The organism is Cryobacterium sp. PH29-G1 (genome assembly GCF_030063365.1).
Taxonomy (GTDB): domain Bacteria; phylum Actinomycetota; class Actinomycetes; order Actinomycetales; family Microbacteriaceae; genus Cryobacterium.
The window spans coordinates 22616-37604 of the sequence record NZ_JASISY010000012.1 but is presented as its reverse complement, the minus strand read 5'-3'; the positions used below and the strand labels follow the sequence as shown (position 1 = coordinate 37604).

The 14989-nt window shown below is 64.7% G+C and carries 13 protein-coding genes and 1 pseudogene; 11 read left to right on the top strand and 3 right to left on the bottom strand.

What is annotated here, in order from left to right:
* Window positions 1-46 precede the first annotated feature (46 nt).
* Complete coding sequence (locus QMK22_RS13860) at window positions 47-844, bottom strand: peptidylprolyl isomerase (RefSeq protein WP_283498240.1); 798 nt, start codon at window positions 842-844, stop codon at window positions 47-49.
* Between the two features lie 106 nt (window positions 845-950).
* Here QMK22_RS13860 and QMK22_RS13855 point away from each other — a divergent pair, with 106 nt between their 5' ends.
* The 11 genes from QMK22_RS13855 (at window position 951) to aroB (ending at window position 12621) form a co-directional block, all read left to right on the top strand.
* Window positions 951-2291 (top strand): replication-associated recombination protein A, encoded by a 1341-nt coding sequence (locus tag QMK22_RS13855; RefSeq protein ID WP_283498239.1) that lies wholly within the window; start codon window positions 951-953, stop codon window positions 2289-2291.
* A 280-nt stretch (window positions 2292-2571) separates the two neighbouring features.
* Window positions 2572-3201 carry a 30S ribosomal protein S4 gene (gene rpsD / locus QMK22_RS13850; RefSeq protein ID WP_092107727.1) on the top strand — a complete coding sequence of 210 codons (630 nt, stop codon included), beginning with the start codon at window positions 2572-2574 and terminating at the stop codon, window positions 3199-3201.
* A gap of 149 nt (window positions 3202-3350) precedes the next feature.
* Window positions 3351-3722, top strand: coding sequence for a DUF948 domain-containing protein (locus tag QMK22_RS13845; RefSeq protein WP_283498238.1), 372 nt, complete (start codon window positions 3351-3353; stop codon window positions 3720-3722).
* Window positions 3723-3855: 133 nt separating this feature from the next.
* Window positions 3856-4083, top strand: a complete 228-nt coding sequence (locus QMK22_RS13840) for a hypothetical protein (RefSeq protein WP_283498237.1) — start codon at window positions 3856-3858, stop codon at window positions 4081-4083.
* 87 nt (window positions 4084-4170) lie between these two features.
* A complete protein-coding gene (gene alaS / locus QMK22_RS13835; protein ID WP_283498236.1) occupies window positions 4171-6825 on the top strand; it encodes an alanine--tRNA ligase in 2655 nt (884 codons plus the stop codon).
* Between the two features lie 137 nt (window positions 6826-6962).
* Window positions 6963-7433: a Holliday junction resolvase RuvX gene (gene ruvX, locus QMK22_RS13830; RefSeq protein WP_283498235.1), complete on the top strand. Its 471-nt coding sequence runs from the start codon at window positions 6963-6965 to the stop codon at window positions 7431-7433.
* Window positions 7434-7435: 2 nt separating this feature from the next.
* Window positions 7436-8869, top strand: a complete 1434-nt coding sequence (gene mltG, locus QMK22_RS13825) for an endolytic transglycosylase MltG (protein WP_283498234.1) — start codon at window positions 7436-7438, stop codon at window positions 8867-8869.
* Window positions 8862-9725, top strand: coding sequence for a shikimate dehydrogenase (locus tag QMK22_RS13820; RefSeq protein ID WP_283498233.1), 864 nt, complete (start codon window positions 8862-8864; stop codon window positions 9723-9725). Before mltG ends, QMK22_RS13820 begins: the two co-directional genes overlap by 8 nt.
* Window positions 9726-9730: 5 nt before the next feature.
* The gene (gene aroC, locus QMK22_RS13815) at window positions 9731-10939 is read left to right on the top strand and encodes a chorismate synthase (protein WP_283498232.1); all 1209 of its coding nucleotides are present in this window, start codon (window positions 9731-9733) and stop codon (window positions 10937-10939) included.
* A 46-nt stretch (window positions 10940-10985) separates the two neighbouring features.
* The gene (locus tag QMK22_RS13810) at window positions 10986-11507 is read left to right on the top strand and encodes a shikimate kinase (RefSeq protein ID WP_283498231.1); all 522 of its coding nucleotides are present in this window, start codon (window positions 10986-10988) and stop codon (window positions 11505-11507) included.
* Between the two features lie 10 nt (window positions 11508-11517).
* Window positions 11518-12621 carry a 3-dehydroquinate synthase gene (gene aroB, locus QMK22_RS13805; protein ID WP_502857723.1) on the top strand — a complete coding sequence of 368 codons (1104 nt, stop codon included), beginning with the start codon at window positions 11518-11520 and terminating at the stop codon, window positions 12619-12621.
* Between the two features lie 111 nt (window positions 12622-12732).
* Here aroB and QMK22_RS13800 read toward each other — a convergent pair.
* Together QMK22_RS13800 and exaC are read right to left on the bottom strand one after the other, a co-directional pair.
* A pseudogene (locus QMK22_RS13800) lies at window positions 12733-13128 on the bottom strand (DUF779 domain-containing protein); the annotation flags it as partial.
* Window positions 13129-13285: 157 nt separating this feature from the next.
* Window positions 13286-14809, bottom strand: coding sequence for an acetaldehyde dehydrogenase ExaC (gene exaC, locus QMK22_RS13795; protein WP_283498229.1), 1524 nt, complete (start codon window positions 14807-14809; stop codon window positions 13286-13288).
* Window positions 14810-14989: the final 180 nt, after the last annotated feature.

The window sequence follows — 14989 nt, the reverse complement described above, 5'->3', positions numbered from 1 at the left end:
ATACCCTGATAAGCCTATTGCAATAGCGCAGGGGGATCGATCGATCCTACTGAACTGTTATGCCGGTGATTGTCGTGGGCACCTTGGGAGTGCCGTCACCGGAGCCATCGGCGGTTCCGGCATCCGTGATCTCGGCCTTCAGCTGGTCCAGCCCGCTCGTCACGTGGCCGAGCACGGTGTACCCGCCGGCCGCATCCGAGGGAATCGTCGTGTCGTCGTAGACGACGAAGAACTGGCTGCCCATGCTGGCTGCATCGCCGCCCTGGCGGGCCATGGCGATCGTGCCGGCCGGGTACAGATCGTCGGTCGGTGCATTTTCAATGGGCCCGTAGCTGTAGCCGGGGCCGCCGGAGCCGTCACCGACCGGATCGCCACACTGCAGCACGGAGAAGCCGCCCGTGGTCAGGCGGTGGCAGCTGACGCCGTTGTAGAAACCGCTTTGCGCAAGGCTGATGGTGGAGGAGACGCCTTGCGGGGCGAGCGCGCCGTCCAGCTCGATGCCGAGCTCGACGTTGTTGAGGGTGAGGGTTCCGGTCCAGGTGCGGCCCTCGGCGAGGCTGCTCGACGGGACCTCGCCCGAGTTTTCATCCGCCGCTGTGGCAGCCGGCGTGGGGGTGGCTGTCGCCGTTGCAGTGGATGTCGGGGTGCCGGGGCCGCCGTCGAAGTAGAACACCTGGGCGACGACGATGAGCGTGAGCACCACGATGAGGCCGCCACCGGCGATGAGATTGTCGCGCACACGACGCTTCTTCTGGTGTTCGTGCACCGCCCGCCGGGCTTGGTACGACCGCACACGTCCGCGTTCTTCACGTGCAGCACGCTCGGCCTTGTAATTCGAAGCCACTGTGAACCCCTCCATGGCCGTCGGGGTTGGCGACGACCGAAAAAAACGAATCCGGCAGCGACGCGCCCGACCTCGTAGAACTCTAACCACAAACTACGCTGGGGGAATGTCGGATGCTCAACCAGGTCTGCGCAGTGGCCAGGCCCCCCTCGCTGTACGAATGCGCCCGAAATCCCTCGATGAGGTCGCCGGTCAACGTCACCTGCTGACGCCGGGGTCGCCGCTCGTGAGCCTCGCGAGCGATAAAACTGGGGAGCGCGGCAGCGTGTCGGTCATTCTGTGGGGGCCGCCCGGCACCGGCAAAACCACGCTCGCGCAGGCCATCGCGCACAGTTCCGGGCGCCGCTTCGTGGAACTTTCCGCCGTCACCGCCGGAGTGCGCGATGTGCGCCAGGTGATGGAGGATGCGCGCACCAACCGTGACCTCTACGGCCTGTCCACCGTGTTATTCCTCGATGAGATTCATCGTTTCTCGAAGGCTCAGCAAGACGCGCTGCTCCCCGGGGTCGAAAACGGCGTGATCATTCTCGTCGCCGCGACAACGGAAAACCCGTCGTTCTCGATCATTTCGCCGCTGCTTTCCCGGTCGTTGCTGCTCACCCTCGAAGTGCTCAGTGACGACGATCTCGGCATTGTGGTGGATCGGGCCGTCACCGATGCCCGCGGTCTGGCCGACCGGTTCGAGCTCGAACCCGAGGCGCGCGGCGCGATCATCCGGCTGGCGTCCGGCGACGCGCGGCGGGCCCTGACCGCGCTGGAGGCGGCATCCGTGTCGGCGGAGTCGACCCTCGAAGCCGGAGCGACCGGCAAGCCCGTCATCACAACCGACATCGTTTCGCTTGCCGTGGACCGCGCGCTGCTGCGCTACGACCGCAACGGCGACGAGCACTACGACGTGATCAGCGCCTTCATCAAATCCGTGCGCGGCAGTGACGTCGACGCCGCGCTGCACTACCTCGCGCGCATGATCGAAGCCGGCGAGGACCCACGCTACATCTGCCGTCGCATCATCATCCTCGCCTCCGAGGACATCGGCATGGCCGACCCGCAGTCCCTCCTGATCGCCGTGGCTGCCGCCGACGCCGTGGCTCTGATCGGCATGCCCGAGGGCCGTATTCCGCTTGCCCAGGCCGTCGTGCACCTGGCCACCGCACCCAAGTCCAATGCGGCCTACCTGGCCCTCGACGCGGCGATCGCCGATGTGCGGGCCGGCAAGATGGGCCGCGTGCCCAAGGGGATGCGCGACGCGCACTATCCCGGCGCGAAGAAGCTCGGTCACGGCAAGGGCTACCGGTACCCGCACGATGACGCACTCGGCGTGGTCACCCAGCAGTATCCGCCGACCGAATTGACGGGCACCCAGTACTACGCCCCCACCGAGCACGGCCATGAGCGAGACATCTCCGCCCGCCTCCTCAAGATCCGCCGCATCGTCCGCAACCAGTAGCGCTGTGAACTGCGGCGGCGCCGCCCGTCTCGAAGACGCGAGGAGCGGGTGACCGGCCGCGGGTTTGGACCAGCTCAACCGGCGGGTCTGGTGTGCTAACCTTGACTCTGCCTACAACTGGTTTCGGCATGCGGCTGCGTCCGATTCCAGGTTGGAGGGGAATCGTTCTGTAGCCGAGCGTCCCATGGCACCCAATCCTCTGATCTCCCATGACGTTTGTGCTGTAGCGATACGCACTCGCCCTGGTATCCCTGTTATTGAGTCCGATCGAAAGGAAACCGTGTCTACCAAGTCACGTACCCGCAGTAAAACTCGCCTCTCGCGCGCCCTGGGCATTGCCCTCACGCCGAAGGCAGCCCGCTTCCTCGAGAAGCGCCCCTATGCACCCGGTGAGCACGGCCGCACCAAGCGCAAGACCGATTCGGACTATGCCGTTCGTCTGCGCGAAAAGCAGCGCTTACGCGCCCAGTACGGCATTCGCGAAGCTCAGCTCAAGATTGCCTTCGAGCAGGCTCGTCGTCGTCAGGGCCTGACCGGTGAGAACCTCGTTGAGATTCTCGAGACCCGTCTCGATGCACTCCTCGTTCGTTCCGCGATTGCGCGCACCACGGCGCAGGCTCGCCAGATGATCGTGCACCGTCACATCCTCGTTGACGGAGAGCTCGTTGACCGGCCCTCCTTCCGCGTGAAGCCGGGCCAGCTCATGCACGTCAAGGCTCGCAGCGAGGGCATGGAGCCCTTCCAGGTTGCAGCAGCCGGCGGACACGTTGACCTGCTTCCCAAGCTCCCGCCGTACCTCGAGGTTGAACTCGACAAGCTTCAGGCCCGCCTCGTGCGTGCCCCGAAGCGCATCGAGATCCCCGTGACCTGTGAAGTTCAGCTCGTCGTGGAGTACTACGCAGCTCGATAACACCGTGCAGCTTGTTAGCTGTCTGACCGGTTCTCGATGGCCTTCCGGCTGTTGTCAACCGGTACGCTGAAGGGCGGATCATCCTCGGGTGATCCGCCCTTTTGTATATCCGCGCTCATTGGGAGCCGATCGAACTGAGTGGAGTCACCGTGTCAGGTGGAGATATTGCCGGGCTCATTGCCGCCGGCGTGTTCGCAATATTGGTCGCGGTCATTGCCATTCCGCTGATCAAACTGGGCCGGGTGTTCGATGAAACGACCGCGGCCATCCACGAACTCAGCGAGGGAATGACCCCGATGCTGACCGAGACCACCGAGACCATCCGTTCGACGAACCAGCAACTGGCCAGGGTCGACACCATCACGAGCAATGTAGCGGATGTCACCGGCAACGCCTCAGCGCTCGTCGCGTTATTTGCTGCGACGGTGGGCGGACCGCTGATCAAGCTGGCCGGGTTTTCGGCCGGCGTGCGGGCTGCCTTTCGCGCCGGGCGGCCGCGGTCCGGGCGCAATCGAGGTTGACCGGCTACTCTGGACACGGCGTTGATATTCTCGCGCCCGTCTTATCGATAGCTACCGCTAGCGGTGCCCGGCTTCATTCAATTCGGTTCTATTGACTGTGGGCCCCGGCCGCACAGATTCAGGGAGAAGTGCCATGAAGAACGTCATCTGGTTGGTCATTGGTGTGGCCGCCGGCTTCGTGGTTGCCCACGAGGTCAACAAGACCCAGCAGGGGAAGCAGTTTTTCACCGAACTCGACACCAAGGCGCGTGAGTTCGGAGAGGCCATTTCTGAGGGCTACCGGCAGCGCGAGGCCGAGTTGCATGCCGCTCTCGGCGACGTCACCGCGGCCGGCGACTCCGCAGCACCGACCGCGCCCTGACCCGGCGCTCGCCCCTCGCCCGGCTATATTCACGCACCACCACATTCATGCACCACCACATTCACGCAACACCAAAAAACGGACACCATGCAGACTGCTGACATTCGCGGGCGCTGGCTCGACTTCTTCGCCGATCGTGGACACACCGTTGTGCCGTCCGCGTCATTGGTGAGCGACGATCCCACCCTTCTTTTCACCGTGGCCGGCATGGTCCCGTTCGTGCCATACCTCACCGGGCTGGTTCCGGCGCCGTACCCTCGTGCTACGAGCGTGCAGAAGTGTATCCGCACCAACGACATCGAAGAGGTCGGCAAGACGCCCCGGCACGGCACGTTCTTTCAGATGAACGGCAACTTCAGTTTCGGTGACTACTTCAAGGAAGAAGCGATCGGTTTCGCCTGGGAGTTGCTGACCACCCCGGAGAACCAGGGCGGCTACGGCTTTCGCGAGAGCGACTTGTGGGTCACGATTTACCTGGACGACGATGAGGCACACCGGTACTGGCGCGCGCTCGGCGTGCCGGAGAACCGCATCCAGCGCCTCGGTATGGAATCGAACTACTGGTCCACGGGCCAGCCCGGCCCGGCCGGTCCGTGCTCGGAAATCTTCTTCGACCGTGGCCCGGCCTACGGAGCCGACGGTGGCCCGGCCACCGACGACGATCGTTATGTCGAAATTTGGAACCTCGTCTTCATGCAGTACCTGCGCGGCGAGAGCACCGGCAAAAGCGACTTTCAGATTCTCGGTGACCTGCCCAAGAAGAACATCGACACGGGTATGGGCCTCGAACGCGTCGCCTTCCTCAAACAGGGCGTCGAGAACATGTACGAGATCGACCAGGTGCGCCCGGTTCTCGACCGTGCCGCTGCACTGTCGGGGCGCCGCTACGGAGCGAACCACGATGACGACGTGCGGATGCGCATCGTCGCCGACCACGTGCGTTCCTCGCTCATGCTGATGAGCGACGGCGTCATGCCGTCCAACGAGGGTCGGGGCTATATCCTGCGTCGCCTGCTGCGGCGCAGCGTTCGTGCCATGCGTTTGCTCGGCGTTGACACCATTAGCCTGCCCGACCTGTTGCCCGCCTCGCGCGACGCCATGAGCGCTTCCTATCCCGAAGTGAAGAGTGACTTCGGGCGCATCAGCCAGGCCGCCTTCGCCGAGGAGGAGACTTTTCTGCGCACCCTCGCCAGTGGCAGCGCCGTGCTCGATTTGGCCGTGGCCAAGACCAAGAAGGCCAACAAGACCGAACTGGCCGGACCGACCGCGTTCCTGCTGCACGACACCTACGGTTTTCCGATCGAAATCACCCTCGAGATCGCTGAAGAAGCGGGTCTGAGTGTCAACCGGGACGCCTTCGAAACTCTGATGACGAAGCAGCGCACCATGGCCAAGGCGGATGCGAAGTCCAAGAAGTCGACGCTGGCCGACCTGGGGGTGTATAGCTCCTTCCGTTCCCTCGGTGAAACCGTATTCACCGGCTACGACGACCTGCAGAACGAATCCAGTGTGCTCGGCCTCATTGTTGACGGAGAGTCCGTCACGAGCGCGGTCGCCGGCGAAACGGCCGAGGTCATCCTCGCCGAAACCGCCCTCTGGGCAGAGTCCGGCGGTCAAGAAGCGGATTCCGGTCTTATTGTGGGCCCCGGCTACGAGCTCAAGGTGCTCGACGTGCAGAAGCCGGTCAAGGGCCTGATCAGCCATAAGGTGCTCGTGCAGTCCGGTGAGGTCGGGGTCGGAGACAGCGCCACGAGCGTGGTCGACGAGAACTGGCGCCGTGGTGCCCGGCAGGCTCACTCCGGTACTCACGTGCTGCACGCTGCTCTGCGTCAGGTGCTCGGCCCGAACGCCCACCAGTCCGGCTCCTACAACAAGGCGGGTTTCTTTCGTCTCGACTTCTCCTGGAACCAGGCGTTGTCAGCGGCGACCCGCACTGAGATCGAAGAAATCTCCAACAACGCCATCCGGGACAACCTCCCGGTCACCACCCGCGAAATGCCTCTCGCCGAGGCCAAGGCGCTCGGCGCCATGGCCCTGTTCGGTGAGAAATATGGCGAAGTTGTGCGCGTCGTCGATATCGGCGGACCCTGGTCGCGCGAACTGTGCGCCGGAACCCACGTGGGCAGCAGCGCCGAAATCGGCATGATCAACCTGATCAGCGAAGCGTCCGTCGGATCGACGAACCGACGCGTTGAATCGCTCGTCGGTCTCGAGGCCTTCCGCGATCTTGCCGCCGAACGCGCCCTGGTCTCGCAGCTGTCGTCGAGTTTGAAGACGCCGCGCGAGCAGTTGCCCGAGCGCATCAGCGACCTGGTATCGAGCCTGAAATCGGCCGAGAAGAAGATCGCAGTGTTCGAAGCCCGCGCCCTCACCGACCGCGTTCCCGCCCTGCTGGCGACGGCCCGTCGCGTTGGTGCCGTGACCGTCGTTACCGAAGACCTCGGCGTGGTCGGCTCGCCGGACGACGTACGGATGCTTGCCCTCGCGACGCGGGAACGCCTCGGCACCGATGCGGTTGTCGTAGCCCTGTCGGCCATTGCCGCCGATAAGCCCGTCGTGATCGTTGCAACCAACCAGGCCGCCAGGGAGGCCGGCCAGAAGGCTGGAGTGCTGGCCAAGACGGTCGCCGGAATTCTCGGCGGAGGTGGCGGCGGCAAAGACGACCTGGCGCAGGGCGGTGGGCCCAATCGTGATGCCATCCCAGCGGCGTTGCAGGCCGTCGTCGCAGCGATCAGCCGCTAACGATGCGCTCCGACCGAACCCCGGCCCGGCCTCGCACACACAGGTCTGAGCCGGGGTCTGGTGAGGATATCGTCATTCGACCCGCCGGGGTCGTTCCTGCCGGGGGCGAGTCGGCCGTAGTCCCACCAGCGTCAAGCATGCGCTCCGGCGTGCGTCTGGGCGTTGATGTCGGTAAGGTGCGCATCGGCCTGGCCCGGAGCGACAACCACGGCATGCTCGCCACACCGGTGGAAACTGTCGCGCGCGATCAGGCTGGAGTGAATGATCTGGCCCGGATCCGAGCGGTGGTGCAGGAACTTGACGCCGTCGAGGTGATCGTGGGGCTGCCGCTTGCCCTGTCGGGAAACGTCACCGCGTCCACCGATGATGCCATCGATTTCGCGGACCGTCTGGCGCGGACCCTCGCCGTTCCGGTGCGCCTGGTCGACGAACGACTCTCCACGGTGTCGGCGCAGTCAGCGCTGAGGGCCTCGGGGCGTTCAACGAAAACCCAACGGCCAGTCATTGATCAGGTGGCCGCGACTATCATTTTGCAACACGCGCTCGACAGTGAGCGTGCCTCGGGGCGGCCGCCAGGGTCGCCCGTCGAACCGACTGAGAGGCCGTAGCTGTGCCGAGAGACACCCCGCAAGAGCCCCTGCCGAGCCGCCGTCAGTGGCGGGCGGAGCAGGCCGCAGCGGATCAGGCTGCGGCTGAGAAGACTGAGAAGGCTGAGAAGGCTGAGAAGGCTGAGAAGGCTGAGAAGGCTGAGAAGGCTGAGAAGGCTGAGAAGGCTGAGAAGGCTGAGACTGCTCGGGTCCCCGCGGCACTGCCAGTGATGCCCAGGCGGTCGAGCGACGGTGCCGATTCCGGCACCGACTTTGATACCGATGCCACCGACGTGCTGGCCGGGAACCATAGTGGTGAATCCGGCCGCGGTCGAGCGAATCGACGCTCGCTCTTGGCCGAGGACCCGCCCAGAGAGAGGCGAAGCCACAAAGGGGCGTGGGGCTGCCTGATCATCTTCGTCGTGCTGGCAGCGCTTGTGGCCGGTGCCGTGCTTTTTCTGCAGGGCCCGATCAGCCAGATCATCGCCGCCACACAGGGACCGCCCGATTTCACTACGGAAGAAGCCGCTACCGGCACGGACGTGGTGGTGATGATCCACGACGGCGACGGTGGTTCCGAAATTGCTTCGACGCTCGTCGATGAGGGAGTGGTCAAGAGTTTTGATGCGTTCTACGATGTGCTGCTGCAGACCGCACCGGAACCCGTGTTCCAGGCCGGTGCCTATCAACTCAAGACGAAGATGGTGGCGAGCACTGCCCTCGACGCGCTGCTCGACCCGGAATCGAAACTGAGTCGGACCGTCGTCGTGCCCGAGGGTACCGCCCTCGTCAACGTTCTCCAGTCGATCTCCGAAGGTACCGACATTCCCCTCGCCGACCTTCAAGCCGCTGCGGCCAACGTTGCGTCGTTCGGGCTGCCTGCAGAAGCGACGACGCTCGAGGGCTTTCTCTTTCCCGCCACCTACACATTCTCGCCGGGGGACACCGCCCAAATCGCTCTGCAGGCCATGGTGAACCGTCAGTACAAGGCCCTCGACGCGGCGGGGGTTGCCGTCGCGGACCGCTGGTCAACGATTGTGTTCGCATCGCTGATTCAGCGCGAGGCCGGTCTCCGTGACGACTACTACAAGGTGTCGCGGGTCTTTCTCAACCGGCTCGACCCGGGCCAGTGGGAGAGCGGTCTGCTGCAATCCGACGCGACCGTGGCCTACGGCACCGGTAACACCCATCTGGTCACGACGACCGATGCCGAACGCGCCGATGCCGGTAACGCCTACAACACCTACGTGCATCCCGGCATGGTCGTCGGGCCCATCTCGAATCCGGGCGACCTCGCGATCGACGCCGCCCTGCATCCGGCCGACGGACCGTGGTTGTTCTTCGTGACCGTGAACCTGGACACCGGTGAGACGGTGTTCTCCACTACCGTGCAAGAGCACGATGCCGCGGTTACGCTCTGGCAAAACTGGATGAGGGAGCACCCCGAATATGGATAGTCTCACGTCGAATCGGCTTGCGGTACTCGGCTCGCCGATCAAACACTCCCGGTCGCCGTTGGTGCACCGGGCCGCCTACCGGCAGTTGGGCCTGGACTGGTCCTACGACGCCGTCGAGGTGAAGAGCGGTTCGTTGGCCATGTTCCTGAGCAAGATGGGCCCGGAGTGGCGCGGATTGTCGCTCACCATGCCGCTCAAGCACGAGGTGCTTCCCTTTATCGACGACTCTGATCGGGTGGCGCAGCTGACCGGGTCGGTCAATACGGTGCTGCTGCGCCGGGTCAACGGTCGCGGCACACTGACCGGGTACAACACGGATGTTGCGGGTCTGGTGCGCGCCTTGGCTGAGGGCGGAGTCACCCAGGCGAACCACGTGACCCTGCTCGGAGCCGGCGCGACGGCGGCATCCGCTCTGATGGCGGCGGCGGAACTCGGCACCGAATCTGTCAGCGTTCTGGTGCGTGATCAGGAGAAGGCACAGCCGCTGGTCGAACTCGGCCGATTACTGGGCGTGGTCGTTGACCTGCAGGACCTCAGCGGTGCGACGCGGGTTGACAGCGACGTCGTGATCAGCGCCTTGCCGGGCGGAACCGTGCTGCCGGTGCCGCTGCCGCTCGAACTGCGTGAACGCGCCGTGTTGTTCGATGTGGCGTATTCACCGTGGCCGAGTGCTGTGGCGTCGTCGTGGCAGGCGGCCGGCGGTACCGTGCTGAACGGCCTGGGCATGCTGCTGCACCAGGCTCTGATTCAGGTGCGGGTCTTCGTCACCGCCGATCCGTTCGAACCCCTGCCCGACGAGTCAGCCGTGCTCGCAGCCATGCGCGGCGCGCTGACCCGTGACCCTGTGGAAAGATAGTAATCATGCTTCGTTGGCTCACTGCCGGAGAATCTCACGGCCCCGAACTCATCGCCATTGTCGAGGGTTTGCCCGCTGGAATTCCGGTCACCCTTGATTCGATCCGTCTCGATCTGGCGCGCCGCAAGCTCGGCTACGGCCGGGGTGCGCGCATGAAATTTGAAGAGGACGAACTTACCCTCTCCGGTGGCGTGCGTCACGGTCTCACCCTCGGCGGTCCGGTCGCACTCCGCATCGGCAACTCCGAATGGCCCAAATGGGTCGACGTGATGAGCGCCGCACCGGTCGATCCGGGCACCCTCGCCCGTGGCCGCGGGGCGCCCCTGACCCGGCCCCGGCCCGGCCACGCCGACCTCGCCGGCATGCAAAAATACGGCTTTGATGAAGCCCGCCCGGTACTCGAGCGGGCCAGTGCCCGCGAAACCGCGGCGCGGGTGGCACTCGGTGCTGTGGCCAGGTCGTTCTTGAACGAGCTGGGAATCTCCCTGGTCAGCCACACCATCGCCATCGGCCCGGTGCGAGTGCCCGAGGGCGCTCCGTTGCCCGAACCCGCAGATCTTGATGCCCTCGACGCGGACCTGCTGCGCTGCTTCGATCCCGCGACATCCGCTCTGATGGTGGCCGAAGTGGATGCCGCGCATCAGGATGGCGACACCCTCGGCGGTGTGGTCGAGGTGCTCGCCTATAACCTTCCCCCCGGACTCGGCTCCTTCGTACACTGGGACCGGCGGCTGGATTCTCAGCTTGCGGCCGCCCTCATGGGCATTCAGGCGATCAAGGGTGTCGAGGTCGGCGACGGCTTCGAAACCACGCGCCGTCGCGGTTCGGCGGCGCACGACGAACTGGTTCAGGCTGATGGTGCCATTGTGCGGCTCAGCGACAAGGCGGGCGGCACCGAGGGCGGCATGAGCACCGGTACCGTACTGCGGGTACGTGCCGGGATGAAGCCGATCGCGACGATTCCCCGGGCCCTGCGCACGGTGGATGTCGCCACGAGTGAGCCGGCACCGGCGCACCACCAGCGCTCCGACGTCTGCGCGGTTCCGGCTGCCGGAGTCGTGGCCGAGGCAATGGTGGCGCTCGTACTCGCAAACTCGGTGCTGGAGAAGTTCGGCGGTGACTCGGTCGGTGAAACCCGCCGCAACCTCGAGTCTTACCTCGCCAACATCCCCGCCAACCTGCGCACGGGCTCATCCAGCGACTCGACGCTTTAACAGTGAACGCCGTAACCATGAACGCCGTAACCGATCTGGAGCAACGATGCTGACACTGCGCAATTCCCTCCTTCCGATTGTGTTCATCGGCCCCATGGCCGCCGGCAAGACCAAGATCGGTCGCCGCGTGGCGCGTGGTCTTAGCGTGCCCTTCATCGATACCGACAAGCGCATCGTCGAAACCTACGGCCCGATCCCGGAAATCTTCGCCCGCGAGGGCGAGGAATACTTTCGCATTATCGAGCGTGAGGCGGTCGACTGGGCCCTCGGCGAGCCGGCCATCGTGTCTCTGGGCGGGGGAGCGGTACTGCACGCCGATACCCAAGCCGATCTCCAGGACGCAACCGTCGTCTACCTGAGCGTGACCCCCGCGGCCGTGCAGGCGCGCCTCGGCGGCAGTAAACGGCCGCTTCTGACCGGTGGCATCGCTGACTGGGAACGCATTTTCGACCTACGCCGCCCCACCTACGAGGCCCTCGCGACGATTCGTCTGGACACCTCCAACCGTCCTATCAGCGGCATTGCCGACGAGATAGTGAACTGGATACAAGAAAGAAATGATGAGTGAGTTTTCAGGGATGACCGAAATGACCCAGGCTGAACAGACCGCCACCACCGTGATCACCGTGACGGGGATCGACAGCTATCCGGTCAGTGTGGGGCGTGGACTGGTCGGTACCGTCGCCGAGCAGTTGGGCAGTGGCGTCAACAAGGTGCTGATCGTGCACACTTCCACGGTCGGCGCCCGCGCGGTCGCCCTACGCGACAGTCTGCTCGAGACCTATTCCGAGGTGCTGCTCGCCGAAGTTCCCGACGCCGAAGCCGCCAAGCGCGTCGAGGTAGCCGCCTTCTGCTGGGGCATCATGGGGCAATCTGATTTCAGTCGCACCGACGCCGTAATCGGCCTTGGTGGCGGCGCCGTGACCGACCTGGCCGGATTTGTCGCGGCAACCTGGCTGCGTGGTGTCAAGCTCATACAGATTCCCACGAGCGTACTCGGCATGGTCGACGCGGCCGTCGGCGGCAAGAACGGCATCAATACCGCCGAGGGAAAGAACCTCGTGGGCACCTTCTACGCGCCCGCCGCCGTGCTCTGCGACCTCGACCTGCTCGATGCACTTCCGCGGAACGAGATCCTCGCCGGTTTCGCTGAAATCGTCAAAGCCGGTTTTATTCAGGTTCCCGAAATACTCGACATCATCGAAGCGGATGTTGACCGGGCCACAGACCCGACGAGCCCCGAGTTCCGCCGGCTGATCGAACTGGCGATCGCGATGAAAGCGCGGATCGTGGGGGAGGACTTCAAGGAGGCCGGCCTGCGCGAAATTCTCAACTACGGCCATACCCTGGGCCATGCGGTCGAGCACGCCGAGCGTTACGGGTGGCGTCACGGCGCCGCCGTCGCCGTCGGCATGATGTTTGCGGCAGAGCTGGCCGCTCTCAGCGGTCGTCTTTCGGTGGAGGTCGTCGACCGGCACCGCACCATTCTGGAATCGCTGACCCTGCCCACCGGCTACCCCGTGGGTCGCTGGCCCACCCTGCTCGCTACCATGCAGCGCGACAAGAAGACCCGCAGCGGCATGCTGCGCTTCGTGGTCCTCGACGATGTCGGCAAGCCCACCATCCTCGAAGGACCGGATGCCTCTTTGTTGTTCAGCGCCTACCAGGCCATCGGGCAGTAGCTAGACGCGAGCCGTCGGCGGGGAAATCGGGGCGGGTGGGGCCGCGATATCGGCTTCGACCCGGTCCGTGCCGGCGGTGTCGACCGTGCCGGCGAACGGGGTCATGGTGGTCATCAGCTCGGAACGGATGAGAAAGCGCACGCCGCGTGGTGCTTCAGCACTGAAGCCGCTGCCGCGCCCCGGCACGACATCGACCGTGAGAAAAGTGTGGCTCCAGTAGTTGAACTGCTCGGCCGACATCCAGAAGTCCAGCGGCTGGCTGGGTTCACCGGCCGGAGCCAGTTCGAACCGACCGAGGAGCACATCCTGGTCGGACGTGATGAACTCGCCGGCCATGAACACCATCGGTGAGCTGCCGTCACAGCAGCCACCGGACTGATGAAACATGAGCGGGCCGTACTCGTCCCACAGGCTGCGGAGCAGATCGACCGCCACCGGGGTGAGTTCGACGCGTGGCACGGTTTCGCCGGCGATCGTGACCGCCGCGGTGATCGTAGGTGTCGACATTGACGGACCTTTCTGCGAAGTGGGCAATGCAATGAATGCGGGACGGCCAAGGGGCTGCCTACGACGTTACGTCGTTGACAGCCCCCCGGCCAGACCCACGGCAGAACTCCCACCCGTCGGGCGCTCTGCCGCGGCTCAGATCGTGCGGACGGACGGTTTAGAAGAAGCCCAGCTTGTTTTCGGAGTAGGACACGAGCAGGTTTTTGGTCTGCTGGTAGTGACCGAGAGCGAGCTTGTTGTTCTCGCGTCCGATGCCGGAGCTCTTGTAGCCGCCGAAGGCTGCACCGGCCGGGTAGGCGTGGTAGTTGTTCACCCAGACTCGTCCGGCCTGAATGTCGCGACCGGCGCGATAGGCGACGTTGCCGTTGCGGGACCAGACGCCGGCACCGAGACCGTAGATGGTGTCGTTGGCGATGGAGATGGCATCGTCGTAGTCGGTGAAGCTCGTCACGGCGAGCACCGGTCCGAAGATCTCCTCCTGGAACAGGCGCATCTTGTTGTGGCCTTCGAAGATGGTCGGCTGCACGTAGTAGCCGCCGGTGAGGTCGCCGCCGAGGTCGGCGCGTTCGCCGCCGAGGGCGAGCTTGGCGCCCTCCTTGGTGCCGATGTCGATGTAGGACAGGATCTTCTCGAGCTGGTCGTTGCTGGCCTGCGCGCCCATTTGGGTGTCGGTGTCGAGGGGGTTGCCCTGGATGATCTTCTTCGCGCGGGTGACCGCATCGCCGAGGAAGCTGTCGTAGATGGGCTTCTGCAGCAGGGCCCGGCTGGGGGCCGTGCAGACTTCACCCTGGTTGAAGGCGAACAGCACGAAGCCTTCCTGGGCCTTGTCGTAGAAGGCGTCGTTTTGGTCCGCGACATCGCTGAAGAAGATATTCGGGCTTTTACCGCCGAGCTCCACGGTAGAGGGGATGATGTTGGCCGAGGCGTACTGCAGGATCAGGCGGCCGGTCGAGGTCTCACCGGTGAACGCGATCTTGCGGATGCGGTTGCTGGAGGCGAGCGGCTTACCGGCCTCGAGGCCGAAGCCGTTGACCACGTTGACCACTCCCCGGGGGAGAATGTCGGCGATGAGTTCCATCAGCACGAGGATGGAGACCGGGGTCTGCTCGGCGGGCTTGAGCACGATGGCATTGCCGGCGGCGAGGGCCGGGGCAAGCTTCCAGACGGCCATCAGGATGGGGAAGTTCCAGGGGATGATCTGGCCGACGACGCCGAGCGGTTCGTGGAACTGGTAAGAGACGGTGTCGCCGTCGAGCTGGGCGTGGTCGCCGTCCTGGGCGCGGATCGCCGAGGCGAAGTAACGGAAGTGGTCAGCGGCGAGGGGAATGTCGGCGTTGATGGTTTCCCGCACTGCTTTGCCGTTGTCCCAGGTTTCGGCGACGGCGAGCATCTCGACGTTGGCGTCGATCCGGTCGGCGATCTTGTTGAGCACGGCGGCACGCTCGGTAGCGCTGGTCTTGCCCCAGGCCGGTGCGGCCTTGTGGGCGGCGTCGAGGGCCAGCTCAATGTCCTCGGCGGTGCCGCGAGCGACCTCGGCGAACGGCTTGCCGGTGACGGGGGTGATGTCTTCGAAGTACTGACCCTTGACGGGGGCGACCCATTCGCCGCCGATCCAGTTCTCGTACCGAGACTTGAAGGTAACTTTCGAGCCGGGTGTTCCGGGGGCTGCGTAGACGGTCATGTCACTCCTAATTCGACGACGGTGTCGGTTCCGCGTTCTGCGGTGTCATCATCGTAGAAAAGCAAACGTTGCAGAAGGTTGCGAGGTGTGCTCAACCAGCTGCCGTGTGCCAGAACCGCCGGATGCTCCGAGCCGCTGCCACGATTATCCGGTGCCGCGAATCGGGAAGAGCGAGGCTCT